Consider the following 16,840-nt stretch of genomic DNA (forward strand, 5'->3'; position numbering starts at 1 on the left):
GGCTATAGCCAAGCGGTAAGGCAACGGACTTTGACTCCGTCACGCGAAGGTTCGAATCCTTCTAGCCCAGCCATTTTGAGCCATTAGCTCAGTCGGTAGAGCATCTGACTTTTAATCAGAGGGTCGAAGGTTCGAGTCCTTCATGGCTCATTTTTATGAAAAAAGGCATTTCATGTATATGCATGAAATGCCTTTTTTCGTCTATTTTTTCGTTTTTCGACAAAAAAACTGCTATAATTAGAAATAAAAGGGAGCAACGTCTAAAAAAAGAGGTTGCTTTTTTATTTACGGATGGACCATTCATTTAAAAGCTGATCCAGCTTTTGACTGATTTCAATGACTTTTTGATCATTAAAAGATGTCAGCATGGCTTGGGAGATCATTTCAGAACGGTACTGCTCAATCGTTGTTTCGAGTTGAATGGACTGCAACAGATGATACCCCCTATCCATAAATAAATTATACATACAAAAGAGTTACCCACTTAATGGAAGTGTAAACCTGAAAAAATAATTTTTATTTCTTTGAAACCTTTATGTACGTGCATCCGTATAAACACATACCGCGAGGGCGGAGGGAGAGAAAATGGATTTAATTGTACAAAGACGAATTAAACAAGTTGTAAAAGGAGACCAAAATGCATTTGGAGAAATTGTCGAGCTTTATAAGGACAAAGTATACCAAATCTGTTTTCGGATGCTCTGGGACCGCCATGAGGCAGAGGATGCGGCACAAGAAACTTTTTTGAAAGCTTTTTTGAACATTCATACGTATAATCAAAACAAAAAGTTTTCAACATGGCTGTATCGAATTGCCACCAATTTATGTATTGATAAAATCCGTAAAAAGAAACCGGATTATCATTTAGATGCAGAAATTGCCGGAACAGAAGGATTAAATATGTACTCACATCTGGCCTCAGGCGATCAGCTTCCGGAAGATGAAGTCGAGAGTCTTGAATTGCAGGCATCGATTCACAAGGCAATTTTATTGCTTCCAGAGAAGTATCGTTCCGTTGTTGTGTTGAAATATATTGAAGAACTGCCGCTGCAGGAAATAGCAGATATATTAGAACTGCCCCTTGGAACGGTAAAAACACGTGTACACAGGGGGCGTGAAGCCCTGCGAAAGCATTTGCGGCATTTGTGAGAAAGGGTGCGATGAACGATGACATCTTGTCCGAAACGGATTGTTCATTATATGCATGAGTATCTGGATGGGGATATTCAAGAAGAAGCAAAAAAAGAGTTAAAAGACCATATAGAAACGTGTAAGAACTGCAGACAGCATTTTGCTGAATTAAAGAAAACCATTGCACTTGTTCAAAGTGCTTCCCATATAGCAGCGCCGGCAGGCTTTACGGGTCGTGTAATGGCGCTGCTTCCTCGAGAAGGGAAAAAGGTCGGGATAGAGCGATGGTTTAAAAACCATCCGTTTTTAACGGCAGCAGCGTTGTTTCTGCTGTTAATGAGCGGGGGCTTTGCTTCTTTTTTCAGTCAGGAAGACAATCAGTTTGCTTTTACGAAAAATAGTGCGCTAAAAGTAGAAAATGAGACCGTCATTGTACCGGCTGGAACCGTTGTTGAAGAAGATATTGTCGTGAAAAACGGCGACATTCGAATCGAAGGCTCTGTCGATGGAAATGTCACTGTGATTAATGGAGACCGCTTTATGGCATCTGCTGGTAATGTCACAGGAGATATTGAGGAGATAGATGCATTGTTTGGTCGAATTTGGTACGAGATAAAAATGGTGTTTCAATAAGAAGCTGACGGTAATCGTCTGCTTCTTTTTCGCTTGTATGTTATAATGGACAGGTTAAGTAAGAGAGTGATTTCTTCACGGCTCCGTAATTCCAACCTGGAGGATCTAGTATGCCGTTTACGACTTATTTTCAAGATTATACGTTTATTGATTATTTATCGAATACGATTGATATACTGCTTGTTTGGTATGTGATATATAAGCTGCTTATGGTCATTAGAGGGACAAAAGCTGTCCAGTTGTTAAAAGGAATTTTTGTTATAGTCATTATACGCGCCATAGCAGGTTTTGCCGGCCTTGATACGTTAAGCTGGATTATGCAGCAGGCACTCACCTGGGGCTTCCTGGCTGTGATCATTATTTTCCAGCCGGAAGTAAGGCGTGCATTGGAGCAGCTGGGACGCGGGCGCATTTTTTCCCGCAGTGCCATACAGGAAGACGAGGAACAGCGTAAGATTATTGACGCGCTCGTTAAGTCGATCCGTTACATGGGGAAGCGCCGGATTGGTGCACTTATTTCCATTGAAAAAGAAACAGGCCTCAACGACTATATTGAAACGGGCATTCCGATGCAATCCGTCATTACATCAGAGCTGCTGATTAATATATTCATTCCCAACACGCCGCTGCATGATGGAGCTGTTATTATTCAAAAAGATCAGATTGCTGCTGCCGCCTGCTATCTACCCTTATCGGAAAACCCGTTTATTTCAAAAGAGCTGGGCACACGGCACCGGGCAGCGCTTGGTATTAGTGAGGTCACAGACAGCTTGACGATTATCGTATCGGAGGAAACAGGCGCTATTTCTGTAACCCGAAACGGTGATTTGTACCGTGATTTAACGGAAGAGGAATTTCGGGACATTTTAGAGCATCAGCTGTTGACTGGCATCAACAAAAATGAGTCTTCCAACCGCTGGATGTGGAAGGGGCGCAGAAACAATGGATAATTTTGTGGAAAGCAAATGGTTTGTACGCATTGTGGCTTTCTTACTGGCTTTTTTGCTTTACATGACAGTGAATTTTGGTGATTTTGAATCAGTTAAGCAGGCAGGAAACGGTGCACTTGATACAACCGAGGTATTGACGAACGTACCGTTGAAGACATATTATGATACAGAAAATTTATATGTGTCTGGTGTACCGGAACAGGTGAGGGTGGAGATCTCCGGTCCGAAGAGTATCATTGAATCAACAAAGCGCCTGCGTGATTTCGAGGTGAACCTCGACTTAACGGATTATGAGATTGGAAAGCACCGGGTAGCTATTACGCACAAAAACTTCTCTGACAAGCTGGATGTGTCAATTCAGCCCGCTACGGTTGATGTAAATATAGAAGAGAAAGTAACCACTACGAAAACCGTCACACCTGAATTTAATGATTCTGCGCTTGCAGAAGGCTATCAGGTCGACAACGTAACGGTTGCCCCAAGAGAAGTAAAAGTAACAGGGTCTGAGTCGGATATTGAGAAAATTGCATTTGTCCGCACAGCTCTGACCGGGGAAGACGAAATCGATGAGGAAACGACTGCAACCGCAGCGGTACAGGTACTCGATGGGAATCTAAACAAGCTTGATGTAAAAGTTGAGCCTGAAACGGTCCAAGTGTCGATCGCGGTAAAAAATCCAAGTAAAAAGGTGCCGCTCAATCCGGTAGCAAAAGGCACGCCAGCTGATAACATGAAGATTTCTTCACTCCAGCCGGATGTAGATGAAATCACGATTTATGGAAAAGAATCAGCGCTGCAGGAGTTAAAGGAATTTTCTCTTCCGGTTGATGTAAGCGGGATAACAAAGGATACAACGCTTACCGTGCCGGTGAACTTGGGAGAACAGTTTAATTTCTCATCACCGCAGGAAGTAAAAGTGAAAGTCACAGTGGAAAAATCGACGGAAAAATCTTCATAAAGCCGTTTTGATAAAAGGAGAGAAACAATAGATGGGTAAGTATTTTGGTACAGATGGCGTCAGAGGCGTGGCAAATACAGAACTGACACCGGAACTTGCGTTTAAGCTGGGCCGGTTTGGCGGATATGTGTTAACGAAAGATGCGGAGCGTCCAAAGGTATTGATTGGACGGGATACCCGCATTTCAGGTCCAATGCTTGAAGGAGCACTTGTAGCAGGACTTCTTTCTATTGGAGCGGAAGTTATGCGCCTTGGCGTCATCTCCACACCAGGAGTTGCGTATTTAACAAAAGCCATGGATGCGCAGGCAGGTGTCATGATCTCAGCCTCGCACAATCCTGTTCAAGACAACGGCATTAAATTTTTTGGTTCTGACGGTTTTAAGCTTTCTGATGAACAGGAAGCAGAAATCGAAGCACTTTTAGATCAGGCAGAGGATACACTGCCGCGTCCGGCAGGAGCAGATCTTGGCTCAGTGAGTGATTACTTCGAAGGCGGCCAAAAGTACATTCAGTACTTAAAGCAGTCTGTTGAAGAAGATTTTGATGGCATTCACGTGGCACTGGATTGTGCACACGGAGCGACCTCTTCACTTGCTGCTCACTTGTTTGCCGATCTTGAAGCAGATATTTCAACAATGGGCGCTGCGCCAAATGGCTTAAATATCAACGACGGTGTTGGATCAACCCATCCAGAAAAGCTTGCGCAATTCGTTAAAGAAAAAGAGGCGGATATCGGCCTTGCCTTTGATGGTGACGGTGACCGTTTGATCGCAGTAGACGAAAACGGCAGCATCGTGGATGGCGACCAAATTATGTTTATTTGTGCACGCTATATGAAAGAGCAGGGGCGCTTAAACAACAATACGATTGTTTCAACCGTTATGAGTAACCTGGGCTTTTACAAAGGTATCGCCGAGCACGGCATTCAAAGCGAACAAACGGCTGTCGGTGATCGATACGTAGTAGAAGCAATGAAAAAGTACAATTATAATCTTGGCGGCGAACAGTCCGGCCATATTATTTTCCTTGATTACAATACGACAGGTGACGGCCTGCTCAGCGGTCTGCAACTTGTCAACATTATGAAAGCAACAAAAAAATCGCTGTCTGAACTTGCGGCAGAGATGAGAAAATTCCCGCAGACGCTTGTCAATGTGCGTGTAACGGATAAGCATCATGTGACAGAAAATGAAAAAGTTAAAGCAGAAATCGAACGTGTGGAAGCAGAAATGGCCGGTAATGGCCGAGTTCTTGTTCGCCCATCCGGTACAGAGCCTCTCGTACGCGTGATGGTGGAAGCGGCGACAGAAGAGCAATGCCGTTCATACACAGACCGCATCGCAAAAATTGTTGACGAAGAAATGGGTCTTCGCGTATAAGAAAAAGAAGTCCGGACGCTGGTGAAATACTGGCAGGCCGGGCTTCTTTTTTTATTTGCCCCGCCCTTTCAAATCATAATAGTTGAAATGAAGAATCATCTGCACAATAATAGTCAGAAAGCGTTCACATAAAAAGGGGGCAGCTTGAAGAGTGGAAGAATACATAGAAAAGAAACAGCCCATTGTCGGGCGCCGCGATCATGCGTACTTTTTAGCAGCCGTATTTTGTTTTTGGCTGGCTACGTACATTTATGCACCCGTTTTTGGTGTGTACCTTCAGGAAATCGGCTATCGCTTTTCAGCTATTGGCATCATTTTAGGCGCGTACGGTATTACGCAGGTTTTGCTGCGTTTCCCGCTCGGCATCTTGTCGGACTTTCTGCAGAAAATCCGCAAGCATTTATTTGTGGGCGGCTTTATTGCAGCGCTTCTCAGCACCCTTATGCTTATTTTCTTTGATTCATTCGCGATGGTGCTGACGGCACGTCTTTTAGGAGGTGTAACTGCATCGATGTGGGTGATGGCGACGGTGCTTTACTCCCATTATTTCAGTGCCGGCCGTGCTTCCAAGGCGATGGGCATCATGCAGTTTGTCACAGTAGCCACACAGTTTTTCAGCATGGCTGTCAGCGGCTGGCTTGTTCACCAGTTCGGCTGGACTTTCCCTTTTTGGGCAGGGGCTGCTGCTTCTATTTTAGGTGCTTTTTTCGCATGGAGAATTAAGGAGATACAGCCATCAGAGAAACCTGCTGCCCACAGAAGTGCAGCGCTTCATATAAAAGAAACGATCCGGCTGCCGCATCTGAAAGGACTGACGTTTCTGTCCATGATCGCACATGCAGCTTTGTTTATTACGATATTTGGCTTCAGTCCTATTTACGCGGCTGCACTTGGCGTGGAGGAGCAGTCTTTTATTTGGCTGACATGTGCTTTTTTCATTCCGCATGCGGCTGCTTCGCTCGGTCTCGTCTTTTATCGTCTTGACCCGCGCTGGAACAAACCCGTACTTACGATCTGCTTCATTCTTACTGCGGTTTTTTTATTTGCGGTTCCATTTACGCATACACTTGCATCTCTTAGTAGTGTGCACATATTTATTGGTCTGGCACTTGGCTTTATTTTTCCTCTTTTACTCAGCGAAGTAGTGCTGGCCAGCCCGCCGACATTTAAAATGTCAGCCATGGGCTTTTTTCAGTCTTTTTACGCGCTGGGCATTTTTCTCGGTCCGCTTGCAGCCGGTATGATAGCAGATCAAATGGGCCTGGATGCAGTCTTTATGACTACCGGCTTTCTGTGCGTGGCTGCTGCCATTTTTGTCCTGCTGTCTGCAGGCAGAAGAAAGTCAGTTTTTGATTGACTCAAGGATGAAAACACGGTATGATTATCGTGTTTTTATTCCTAAAAAGAAAGGAGCTATAGAACGACTGTTTTACCCCAAAGCGCCTGAACTGAGCGGGACGACCATACGTTCAGTTGACGAGGAGGAGGTTTATCGATGTTTCGGCGGATACCTCCCGGCTGCTGGTACACAGCTGTTACGTTCATCCTTAAAACGAGAGGGCAACTTCTCGCACAAAGGGAGCGGACATGTGCCAATCATAAATATAAAATTTAACGAAGCGCGACGGGCAGGTGCCTTAGCCGGCGCTTGTTTGTCGGGGCCTTCAATCAGGAGGAAATCTATTTATGTGCGGAATAGTTGGATATATTGGCAGTGAAGATACAAAGGAAATTTTATTGAAGGGGCTTGAAAAGCTCGAATACCGCGGTTATGATTCAGCTGGTATTGCTGTGCGCAACGAAGAGGGTGTGCACATCTTCAAAGAAAAAGGACGTATCGCTGATTTGCGTGCGGTTGTGAACGAAGAGGTACAATCACACGTAGGAATCGGCCACACACGCTGGGCTACTCACGGTATTCCAAGCCGTTACAATGCGCATCCACATCAAAACGAAGACAGCCGCTACACACTTGTGCACAACGGCGTTATCGAAAACGACGAACAATTAAAAAGCGAATATCTTTCAAATGTTGAGCTTCAAAGCGATACAGATACAGAAGTGATTGTACAAATGATCGGCTTGTTTGCGAAAGATGGCTTGTCAACAGAGGAAGCCTTCCGCAAGACGCTTGGTCTGTTAAAAGGCTCTTACGCGCTTGCCCTTCTAGACAAACAAGATGAAAATACAATTTACGTGGCGAAAAACAAAAGCCCGCTTTTAGTTGGTCTTGGTAAAGACTTTAACGTTGTCGCATCTGATGCAATGGCAATGCTTCAAGTAACAGACCAATTTGTAGAATTGATGGACAAAGAAATGGTGATCGTGACAAAGAACGCCGTGACGATTAAAAACGCACAAGGTGAAGTGGTAGAGCGTGCGCCATACACAGCGGAGATCGACGCTGGTGATATTGAAAAAGGCACGTATCCGCACTACATGTTAAAAGAAACGGATGAGCAGCCGTTCGTTATCCGCAAAATTACACAATCGTATCAAAATGAGCAGGGAGAGCTTCATGTAGACGAGGAAATCGTGAATGCAGTAAATGAAGCAGATCGCCTGTACATCGTTGCATGCGGCACAAGCTACCATGCGGGCCTTGTCGGCAAGCAGTACTTGGAGCAAATGGCGAATATTCCGGTAGAAGTGCACGTAGCGAGCGAATTCGTTTACAACATGCCGCTTCTTTCGAAAAAGCCGCTCTTTATTTTTATTTCCCAAAGCGGAGAAACAGCGGACAGCCGTGCTGTACTTGTAAAAGTAAAAGAACTTGGCTTCAAAGCGCTGACGATTACAAACGTACCAGGCTCTACGCTTTCACGCGAAGCGGATTATACGCTGCTCTTACATGCAGGCCCAGAAATTGCCGTAGCGTCTACAAAAGCATATACAGCGCAAATCGCGGTGCTTTCTATTTTGGCAGAAGCAGCAGCGAAGAAAGCGGGCATCGACATCGGCTTTGATCTTGTACATGAGCTTGGAATTGTGGCCAATGCGATGGAAGTGCTTTGTGATGCAAAAGAAGAATTCGAGCAAATCGCCAAAGAATATCTGGCGACAACACGCAACTGCTTCTTTATCGGCCGCTCTGTTGACTATTATGTCGGCTTAGAAGGTGCCTTGAAGCTAAAAGAAATTTCTTATATCCAAGCAGAAGGCTTTGCCGGCGGCGAGTTAAAGCACGGCACAATCGCCTTGATCGAAGAAGGTACGCCGGTTATCGCTCTTGCGACGCAATCAGGTGTAAACTTGAGCATCCGCAGCAACGTGAAAGAAGTGGCAGCGCGCGGCGCCAACACATGCATCATTTCCTTGAAAGGCCTTGAGCAGGAAGGCGACCGTTTCGTTCTTCCAGCCGTTCACGAAATGCTTGCACCGCTTGCAGCTGTTGTACCATTCCAGCTGATTGCATACTACGCCGCTCTTCACCGCGACTGTGACGTGGATAAGCCGCGTAACCTTGCAAAATCTGTAACAGTAGAATAAATTGGAAAGCCGCCCGGAAATGGGCGGTTTTTTTGTTATACTATAAATAAACTGGTTAACATTAAGACTAGGTCTCCAAAGAGAAGATTCAGCTTTACGGAACGAGTTATGAAAATATGTACATAAGCAGAACTCGATTTTAGAAACCATTGTGATTATTCTTTATCCAAAATGGTTTCTTTTTAATAGCTGTTAATATGCAGCCTCACGTGTTGTTTATAAGTATCAGGATGAAACAGAATAGAAACGGCAGAAAGGATCTTTTTATGAAACAACTTTGGCACGGCGGAATGATCTATACGATGGAACGAGAAAATGAGACGGTAGAAGCGGTGTTAGTAGAAAACGGATGGATTGTCGCCACAGGCCCGGCGGATGAGTTGAGGAAAGAAGCAGCGGAAGAGATTGATTTGCAGGGAGCAGTTATGTACCCGGGCTTTGTAGACAGCCATCTGCACATGATCTTTCAAGGAGAAACGTTTGTCCGGCTTGATTTGTCGTCAGCTTCTTCAGCGGAAGAAATGCTGGAAATGGTCAAAGAAGCCGCCCGAACGACGCCTGCGGATAAATGGCTGTTTGGGGAGGGCTGGGATGAAAATACATTTTCTCATCCGCGCATCCCGACGATGGAAGAGCTCGATGCGATCCGGACAGAACCCATTCTGTTAACGAGAGTGTGTCATCACGTAGCGCTCGGCAACAGAGCCGCTCTTTTGGCTGGCAGCATTGATGAGAAAAGTGAATCTCCGGCCGGTGGTGACATTGGGCGGAGTGTGGATGGAAGGTTAACGGGGCTTCTTTATGACAAAGCCATCGATCCAGTTACGGCGGCGATTCCAAGAAAAGGAGAGGCATACATTGATTATTTAACAGATGTGCTGAACCGGACGGTGGATCAAATGCTGTCGTATGGACTAACGGGCGGCCATACAGAGGATATGCATTATTTCGGGGATTTTGCCAATCCGCTGACGGCCTTTCAGCGTGTGATTGGGGAGAAGCATCATTTCAGAGTAAACCTGCTTCGTCATCACGCTGTCTTCGAAAAGATGATGAAAGCGAATGCCGTATTTGATGAACCGTTTATTGAGCCGGGAGCAATGAAAATCTTTGCGGATGGTGCACTGGGCGGATCAACCGCTGCTCTGTCTACGCCGTATACGGACCAGCCTGATAACGAGGGGCTGCTTATTCATACGGATGAACAGCTAGAAGTATTAATCCGGCTCGCTCGTCAATATAATGAAGCGATTGCGGTGCATATCATTGGGGATGCGGCGGCGGAACAGGTTCTTCATTTTATTGAAAAATATCCGCCGCCAGAAGGCAAGAGGGACCGCCTTATTCACGGCTGCGTATTGCGCAAAGATTTAATGGAGAGAATGGCAGCATTGCCCGTCGTGGTGGATGTGCAGCCTGCTTTTGTTCCATCCGATTTTCCATGGGTAATGGACCGCCTTGGCGAAGAGCGGCTCTGTTACGCATACCCGTGGAAAACGTTGTTAGACCATGGAATTATGTGTGCAGCGGGAACGGATGCGCCGGTGGAGAATATTCATCCGCTGGCTTCCATTTATGCGGCGGTTGAACGCAAAAAGCCTGGGGAGGCGCATGAAGGGTATCTGCCTGAGCAAAAGCTTTCCCGTTTCCAGGCCATTCAAATGTACACGCTCGGCAGTGCCCAGGCGATTTGTAAAGAGCATGAGCGTGGACTCATTAAACCGAATTATGTAGCGGATTTTTCAATTTTTGACCGGGATTTGTTTGTCGGAACATCGGAAGAAATGCTGGCTGCCAAAGCAGTGCAGACAGTTGTAGCAGGACGGATTGTATACGATAGAAAGAACAAATCAAAAACAATCAAATAAACGTAATCTGAAGAGAATGGACAGGAGGAAGAGCCAATGATTCTTCAAGACGAACGTGCCAAAGAGGCAGCCCGCCATCCTGCCCGGCTGCAGCCATACCTTGATTCTCCCGAAAAGTAAAAGCAGCTATATAAGAAAACAATTTTGATTGTGATTCTTTCGCAAATCTTTGGGGGAGCAGGCCTGGCAGCAGGTATTACAGTAGGAGCCTTGCTGGCACAGGATATGTTGGGGACGGATAGTATGACCGGTTTTCCAACAGCTCTGTTCACATTAGGTTCTGCTGCATCTGCTCTTTTGGTGGGCCGGCTTTCACAGCGGTTTGGCCGGCGTACGGGTCTGGCAGCGGGATTTTGGGGCGGTGCTGCCGGAGCGGCCGGTGTGGTTGCGGCAGCCGTCACAAACAGCATCGTCCTGCTGTTTGCTTCCCTGTTCATTTATGGAGCCGGTACAGCAACAAACCTGCAGGCGCGCTATGCAGGAACGGACATGGCTGCTTCAACCCAGCGGGCTATGGCGGTCAGCCTGGCGATGGTGTCGACCACATTTGGCGCTGTGGCCGGTCCAAACTTAGTAGAGATAATGGGGGAGTTTGCCCACTCGGTCGGCATCCCCACTCTCGCCGGCCCGTTTATTTTGGCCGCGGCTGCTTTTAGTTTAGCAGGGCTGGTGCTGTTTGTTTTTCTCCGGCCGGATCCGCTTATAGTAGCAAAAGCTATCGCGGCCGAACCCAAAGAAGAGAATGCCGTACATTTGGCTGTCGAACCGGCTGTAAACAAGCGGGGAATTGTGGCTGGCGCATCTGTCATGGTGCTCACCCAGCTGGTGATGGTGGCTATTATGACAATGACGCCTGTTCATATGGGCCATCATGGCCATGAGCTTGGAGACGTTGGACTGGTAATTGGTTTTCATGTTGGAGCCATGTATCTTCCTTCCCTCATGACGGGTGTTCTCGTTGATAAAGTGGGGCGGACAGCGATGGCGGCTGCGGCCGGTGCGGTTTTGCTTGCAGCCGGTCTGGTATCTGCTTTTGCACCGGCTGACTCCATGATGCTTTTGGTGATCGCGCTCGTTTTGCTCGGGCTTGGCTGGAACTTTGGCTTGATCAGCAGCACTGCGATCATCATTGATGCCACGCGTCCGTCCAGCCGGGCGAAAACGCAGGGATCTGTTGATATGCTCGTTGCTCTGGCCGGTGCGTCTGGAGGAGTGCTGTCCGGGGTTGTCGTTGCTCATTCAAGCTATGCTGCACTGTCTCTTTCCGGCGCCGTTTTGCCCTTATTGCTTATTCCAGCGGTAATATGGTCTCGCCGAAGTTAAATCAACATCTTTAAAATACAAAATGCAGGCAGGCCCGCTGGAACGGGACCTGCTTTTTCGGTGTGTTGTCCATCTTTTCTCTCGTTTGCTCCTCGCATCAGACGGGTAAGAAAAAAGAAACCTGATTTGTGGGATTATGAAAAATAGGAGGATGGCATGGACACGGGAAAATATCTAGTAAAAGCCGATCAAGAACTGGATCTGCGACATTATGCGACATCGGAAAAAGGCGGTATCGAGGAACGAGAACTGTTGGACAATGAGATTCCTGAACGTGTGAGCCGGCTGAAGGAGCTGCACTGGAAGCTTTATGCGGAGGAGAAAAAAGGAATTTTGGTTGTACTGCAGGCGATGGACGCAGCCGGAAAAGATGAAGCCATCAGTTATATTTTCTCGAATTTAAATGCGCAAGGATTGAAAACGACGACACTGGGGAAGCCTTCTGCTGCGGAAATGAGCCATGATTATCTTTGGAGAATTCACGAAGCGCTTCCGGCGAGAGGGCAGATCGGCATTTTAAACCGGTCTCATTACGAGGAGGTCATCGCGACACGCGTTCATGATTTATTGGGAGAGGAAACCATTCCGGATCATTTAGAGAAAGAAGAAGATATTTGGCCGGTGCGGTTCCGGCAAATTAACGATTTTGAACGCTATATGGTGGAAAACGGCTTTTATGTAGTAAAGTTTTTCTTCCACGTATCGAAAGAAGAACAGCGAAAGCGGCTGCTGGAAAGGATGAAAGACCCGAAGAAAAATTGGGAATTCTCCTTCAATGATGTAAGGGAGCGGGAGCATTGGGATAACTACCAGGAGATTTTTACCGATATGCTGCGCCATACATCAACCGAGCATGCTCCGTGGTATGTTCTGCCTGCAGATGACGAATGGTATTCACGCTACATTATTACGGAAGTGATGATCGAGCTGCTGGAAAAGATCGATCCGCAATTCCCGGTTATTTCAGATGAAGACCGGCAAAAGCTGGATGAATATATTGAAAAGCTGGAAAACGAGTAAAAGAAGCCGCACATCTGTGTGGCTTCTTTCTTACTTCATCCCTGTGTAAACCAAAATTGCATCCCGTAAAAATTGGGCGCCGCCCTTTACACGGGCATCATAATAAGCTGCAAACCGTTCATCTGCAATATACATTTCAGCGAGTCCCGCATGTGCTTCTTCGGAATAGCCCGGCCAGGAATAAGTGAGCCACTCCTTATGCTTGGCAGCCAGCTTCTGCGCTTCATGTGAGGCTGGATCACCTGTAGCGGACGCTTTCTCAAGCAGGATGAAAATGTTCTCCGCAAGCTGGTTCATTGCATCAAAATCCTCTTTTGACATATTCATCAGCTTGGCGTTGCTGGTGTCAACTTTTTCATCTCCGTATCGGGCGCGAATTTCGCTTCCGTATTTTTGTTCGTTTTTCTCGACCATCTTTTCTTTCAGCCCTTCAAACTTTTCTTCATCCTGCATGAGGATATCTCCTTCTTTGCTGGCGATCGTTTTTTTTACTGTCGCCATTATTTTTTCAAGTTGGGCATGTTTTGCGGCCAGTTTTTCGTAATAGCTTTTCAGCGCAGCAACCTCATCAAAGTCCGGCTTTTGTAAAATAGCCGCAATATCATCCAGGCTGACGCCAAGCTCCCGATAAAAAAGGATGTGCTGCAGCAGATCAATTTCTTTCTGGCCGTAAAGGCGGTAACCAGATGAATTGATGCGCGCCGGTTTTAAAAGGCCAATTTGGTCATAGTAGCGGAGTGTGCGCGTGGTCACGCCGGACATTTGTGCCATTTTGTTGATGGTGTATTCCATAAGCAGCCCTCCTGATAGCTCTTATCCTACACGCTGACGCTGCGTAAAGGTCAAGCGGTTATCATTTTTTGATAAAAAATTTTTTCGGAAAATCTATTCTTTCTTTCTGACTGAGCATTTATTGTTTTGCTTCATTAAACGCTGTCACCGGAAAGAGAAGGAATGGCGTTTATATGCTTCCCAGCCAGCGGCATTAGCCTGCTTTCTTACTTTGTCTGCACTGTCAAGCTGTCTTCAAGCGAATAGATGTGTTGCTTCTGGAGGACTGAAAGCCGGATAAGCCGCTTTTGGACTGGATTACTAATAGTGACGGCCGACTCAAGTAACAATCCAGCCGTGAGCTTACGATTTTCCTGGATTCATTGTATACTGGGAAGAAACAGTGAAAGCAGGAGGAAATACGAATGACAGAACTGCCAAATTGCCCCGAATGCGGCTCGGCGTATACATATGAAGACGGAAATATGCTTGTTTGTCCGGAATGCGCACATGAATGGACGCCTGGCACAGCGGCCGAGAGCAGTGAGGATCGTAAAGTAGTAAAAGATGCGAATGGAAACATCCTGCAAGATGGAGACTCTGTTTCAGTAATTAAAGATTTAAAAGTAAAAGGCACTTCATCCGTCATTAAAATTGGCACAAAAGTAAAAAGCATTCGATTGGTGGATGGAGATCATGACATCGACTGCAAAATCGACGGGTTTGGCGCGATAAAGCTGAAGTCGGAATTTGTGAAAAAGATTTAAGAAGAGGAATTCATTTTGAAGCGCTTTTCAAAGTGAATTCTTTTCTTTTTTAATGATTGAGGACATATGTCCTTTTCAGCGTCTGCCTCTTTGTTTTTTAATAAGAAAAAACAAAGAATGAGGAGAAGCAGGATGAAAGGGATTTTTTTTGCTTTTTTAGGCGGAGCATTTATTACATTGCAGGGTGTAGCCAATACACGAATTAGTGACGCCATCGGCACATGGCAGGCCGCTTCATTGACGCAGCTGACCGGTTTTCTGGCAGCGCTGCTCGTTTTTCTGATTGTCCGGGATGGAACCTGGGGGCAGTTTAAGCAGGTAAAGCCGCTTTATTTGGCAGGCGGCGCCCTCGCTGCCATCATTATTTTCGGCAATGTGACGGCCATTCAGCATGTAGGCGTAACGTTAACGATTGCGGTACTGCTTATCGCGCAGCTTCTGTTTACCTTTATCATTGATTTGAATGGATGGTTTGGCGTCGTCAAACAGAAAGTCAGGCTGCCGCAGGTGATCGGCATTATGATGATGGTCGCTGGCGTGGTGATTTTAAAGCTTTAACCGAATGGGGGAAAAAAGGTGAAAGAGCAGACCAACCGCAAGCAGCTGAAAGATTATTTGCGTATGCATCACATTGAGTCTGTTTTTCCGGCTGAGCTGCAGCCGTATTTATCTTTATATCATTTTGATCCGGGAGAATGGGTGTGTTCTCAAGGTGAAGCACTCGAGAATGTCTACGTGCTCGTTAAAGGGAAACTGAAGGTTTATACCACTTCTGCTGAAGGAAAAACGCTCATTCTCTCATTTCAAAAGCCGCTTGCTGTTATTGGCGATATCGAGTATGTACAGGGAATAGACATCATTAACACAGTAGAAGCTGTTTCACCGGTAGTAATGATTGGTGTGCATCATCATCTGCTGAAGCGATGGGCGGGCGATCATCCGCCGCTTTTGCAATTTTTGCTTTATATCATTACAGAAAAGTTTTATATGAAGTCTACATCGTTAAACTTTCATTTTATGTATCCGGTAGACGTACGGCTGGCGAGCTATTTATTATCGGTTTCCTTTGATGAGTCTCATGCACTTTTTGAAGGAAAACTGAGTACAGCCAGTTTAAGAGACGCGGCTAACTTAATTGGCACAAGCTATCGTCATATGAACCGGGTGATTCAGTCATTTTGCGCTCAAGGGCTTGTGGAGAGAAAAAAAGGATGTATTATAGTCAAGGACCGGCAGGGGCTTCAAGCACTGGCAGGACAAAGCATTTACGAGCCGCCAGGCAGATAGGAAGGGAGAAGAAAGGATGGCAATGGGTTTATTGTTTGCACTTGTGGCCGGTACACTGGTCAGCGTGCAAAATGTCTTTAACAGTAAGGTAAATGAATGGGCAGGCCGATGGGCAACGACTACGCTTGTTCTCGGGATGGGCTTTGCGGCATCTTTTTTGATGGGTCTGCTGTTTGAAGGCGGAAAGCTTTTACAGCCTAAGCCAATGGAGCCATGGTTTTGGTTCAGCGGCTTAATCGGTGTAGGAGTGGTAACGTGCCTTGTGCAGGGGATTAAGCTTTTGGGCCCGACATATGCAGTAGCGGTTGTGCTTACTGCACAGCTGGGCTTTGCGCTTTTATGGGACTCGTTTGGCTGGCTTGGCCTTGACCGGGTACCATTTACGCTTCAGCAGCTTGTGGGGGTATTAGTCATTGTTGGCGGAATTGTGGTATTTAAGCTGGGTGGAGAACACAGTGCAGAAAAGAAAATGGAGGCATTTGAATGAAACACTACCGAACATTGTTATTTGATATTGATGACACGCTTTTAGATTTTCGCGCAGCAGAGCAGGCAGCGCTGGCTTTGCTTTTTGCCGAGCAAAATATGCAGCTCACGGATGAAATAAAAGAAAGATATAAACAAATCAATCAATGGCTGTGGAGTGAGTTTGAAGAAAGCCGCATCACGCGTGAAGAAGTTATAAACAGCCGTTTTTCTCTTTTGTTTCAAGAATACGGGTACTCAGTGGATGGAGCTGTGCTGGAAGCAAAATACCGCGGCTATCTGGAGGAAGGCCACCAGCTTATAAAGGGCGCACTGGAACTGGTGACGGGTTTGCAGCCGTACTATGACCTGTACATTGTGACAAATGGAGTATCAAAAACACAATATAAACGCCTGTTGGATTCAAAGCTTCATGCGCTTTTTAAAGGTATTTTTGTTTCTGAAGATACAGGTTTTCAAAAGCCGATGAAGGAATTTTTTGATTATGTGTTTGCACGCATTCCTCATTTCAATACAGAAGAAGCATTAATTATTGGAGATTCATTAAATGCGGATATCAAAGGGGGACAGCAGGCTGGGATTGATACGTGCTGGTTTAACCCGGGCCTGAAGCCGAAGAAAGCAGGGATTGAGCCGACTTATCAGATTCAAGCACTCGCAGATTTGTCGCACATTCTTTTGAGGGAAAAAGAGCCGGTATAAGGGAGCCACTACATTCGCAGGATAAAGAGAAGAATGAAAAGCACCGTGTTTTCCCGGTAAATGATTAGGTCTTT

Annotated in this window: 16 protein-coding genes, 1 tRNA gene and 1 pseudogene; 16 read left to right on the forward strand and 2 right to left on the reverse strand. The window is 46.1% G+C overall.

Annotation, left to right across the window (positions count from 1 at the left end; all coding sequences use genetic code 11):
* The first annotated feature begins 77 nt into the window (after positions 1-77).
* Positions 78-150 (forward strand) — tRNA-Lys (locus tag L2D08_RS15760).
* Between the two features lie 131 nt (positions 151-281).
* On the opposite strand, the gene L2D08_RS15765 is transcribed toward L2D08_RS15760, so the two are convergent.
* Positions 282-431: an aspartyl-phosphate phosphatase Spo0E family protein gene (locus L2D08_RS15765; protein WP_242235055.1), complete on the reverse strand. Its 150-nt coding sequence runs from the start codon at positions 429-431 to the stop codon at positions 282-284.
* Positions 432-585: 154 nt separating this feature from the next.
* On the opposite strand from L2D08_RS15765, the gene sigW reads away from it, so the two are divergent.
* The 10 genes and pseudogenes from sigW to L2D08_RS15815 all read left to right on the forward strand — a co-directional run bounded on the left by sigW (position 586) and on the right by L2D08_RS15815 (position 12,753).
* On the forward strand, positions 586-1,149 hold the full coding sequence (sigW, locus tag L2D08_RS15770) for an RNA polymerase sigma factor SigW (RefSeq protein ID WP_242235058.1): 564 nt from the start codon (positions 586-588) through the stop codon (positions 1,147-1,149).
* Positions 1,150-1,167: 18 nt separating this feature from the next.
* Positions 1,168-1,764: a zf-HC2 domain-containing protein gene (locus tag L2D08_RS15775; protein WP_242235060.1), complete on the forward strand. Its 597-nt coding sequence runs from the start codon at positions 1,168-1,170 to the stop codon at positions 1,762-1,764.
* Between the two features lie 110 nt (positions 1,765-1,874).
* Complete coding sequence (gene cdaA / locus L2D08_RS15780) at positions 1,875-2,714, forward strand: diadenylate cyclase CdaA (RefSeq protein ID WP_242235069.1); 840 nt, start codon at positions 1,875-1,877, stop codon at positions 2,712-2,714.
* Positions 2,707-3,672: a CdaR family protein gene (locus L2D08_RS15785; RefSeq protein ID WP_242235070.1), complete on the forward strand. Its 966-nt coding sequence runs from the start codon at positions 2,707-2,709 to the stop codon at positions 3,670-3,672. Before cdaA ends, L2D08_RS15785 begins: the two co-directional genes overlap by 8 nt.
* Positions 3,673-3,703: 31 nt before the next feature.
* Complete coding sequence (gene glmM / locus L2D08_RS15790) at positions 3,704-5,053, forward strand: phosphoglucosamine mutase (protein WP_242235072.1); 1,350 nt, start codon at positions 3,704-3,706, stop codon at positions 5,051-5,053.
* A gap of 151 nt (positions 5,054-5,204) precedes the next feature.
* A complete protein-coding gene (locus tag L2D08_RS15795; RefSeq protein WP_242235074.1) occupies positions 5,205-6,410 on the forward strand; it encodes an MFS transporter in 1,206 nt (401 codons plus the stop codon).
* 329 nt (positions 6,411-6,739) lie between these two features.
* Entirely contained in the window at positions 6,740-8,542 is a 1,803-nt protein-coding gene (gene glmS / locus L2D08_RS15800; RefSeq protein WP_242235076.1) for a glutamine--fructose-6-phosphate transaminase (isomerizing), read from the forward strand.
* A gap of 266 nt (positions 8,543-8,808) precedes the next feature.
* Positions 8,809-10,410: an amidohydrolase gene (locus L2D08_RS15805; RefSeq protein WP_242235078.1), complete on the forward strand. Its 1,602-nt coding sequence runs from the start codon at positions 8,809-8,811 to the stop codon at positions 10,408-10,410.
* 87 nt (positions 10,411-10,497) lie between these two features.
* Positions 10,498-11,733: pseudogene (locus L2D08_RS15810) on the forward strand (MFS transporter).
* Positions 11,734-11,889: 156 nt separating this feature from the next.
* Complete coding sequence (locus L2D08_RS15815) at positions 11,890-12,753, forward strand: PPK2 family polyphosphate kinase (RefSeq protein WP_242235080.1); 864 nt, start codon at positions 11,890-11,892, stop codon at positions 12,751-12,753.
* A gap of 30 nt (positions 12,754-12,783) precedes the next feature.
* Here L2D08_RS15815 and L2D08_RS15820 read toward each other — a convergent pair whose 3' ends face one another.
* Positions 12,784-13,545, reverse strand: a complete 762-nt coding sequence (locus L2D08_RS15820) for a MerR family transcriptional regulator (RefSeq protein WP_242235082.1) — start codon at positions 13,543-13,545, stop codon at positions 12,784-12,786.
* A gap of 404 nt (positions 13,546-13,949) precedes the next feature.
* Here L2D08_RS15820 and L2D08_RS15825 point away from each other — a divergent pair, with 404 nt between their 5' ends.
* From L2D08_RS15825 to L2D08_RS15845, 5 genes are all read left to right on the forward strand, one after another.
* Positions 13,950-14,291, forward strand: a complete 342-nt coding sequence (locus tag L2D08_RS15825) for a zinc ribbon domain-containing protein YjdM (RefSeq protein WP_242235084.1) — start codon at positions 13,950-13,952, stop codon at positions 14,289-14,291.
* Positions 14,292-14,423: 132 nt separating this feature from the next.
* Entirely contained in the window at positions 14,424-14,849 is a 426-nt protein-coding gene (locus L2D08_RS15830; protein ID WP_242235086.1) for a DMT family transporter, read from the forward strand.
* 18 nt (positions 14,850-14,867) lie between these two features.
* Positions 14,868-15,578: a Crp/Fnr family transcriptional regulator gene (locus tag L2D08_RS15835; RefSeq protein WP_242235087.1), complete on the forward strand. Its 711-nt coding sequence runs from the start codon at positions 14,868-14,870 to the stop codon at positions 15,576-15,578.
* Between the two features lie 16 nt (positions 15,579-15,594).
* The gene (locus L2D08_RS15840; protein ID WP_242235088.1) at positions 15,595-16,065 is read left to right on the forward strand and encodes a DMT family transporter; all 471 of its coding nucleotides are present in this window, start codon (positions 15,595-15,597) and stop codon (positions 16,063-16,065) included.
* Positions 16,062-16,766, forward strand: a complete 705-nt coding sequence (locus L2D08_RS15845; protein ID WP_242235089.1) for a YjjG family noncanonical pyrimidine nucleotidase — start codon at positions 16,062-16,064, stop codon at positions 16,764-16,766. Before L2D08_RS15840 ends, L2D08_RS15845 begins: the two co-directional genes overlap by 4 nt.
* The last annotated feature ends 74 nt before the right edge of the window (positions 16,767-16,840 follow it).

This window comes from Domibacillus sp. PGB-M46 (genome assembly GCF_022668875.1).
GTDB lineage: Bacteria > Bacillota > Bacilli > Bacillales > Domibacillaceae > Domibacillus.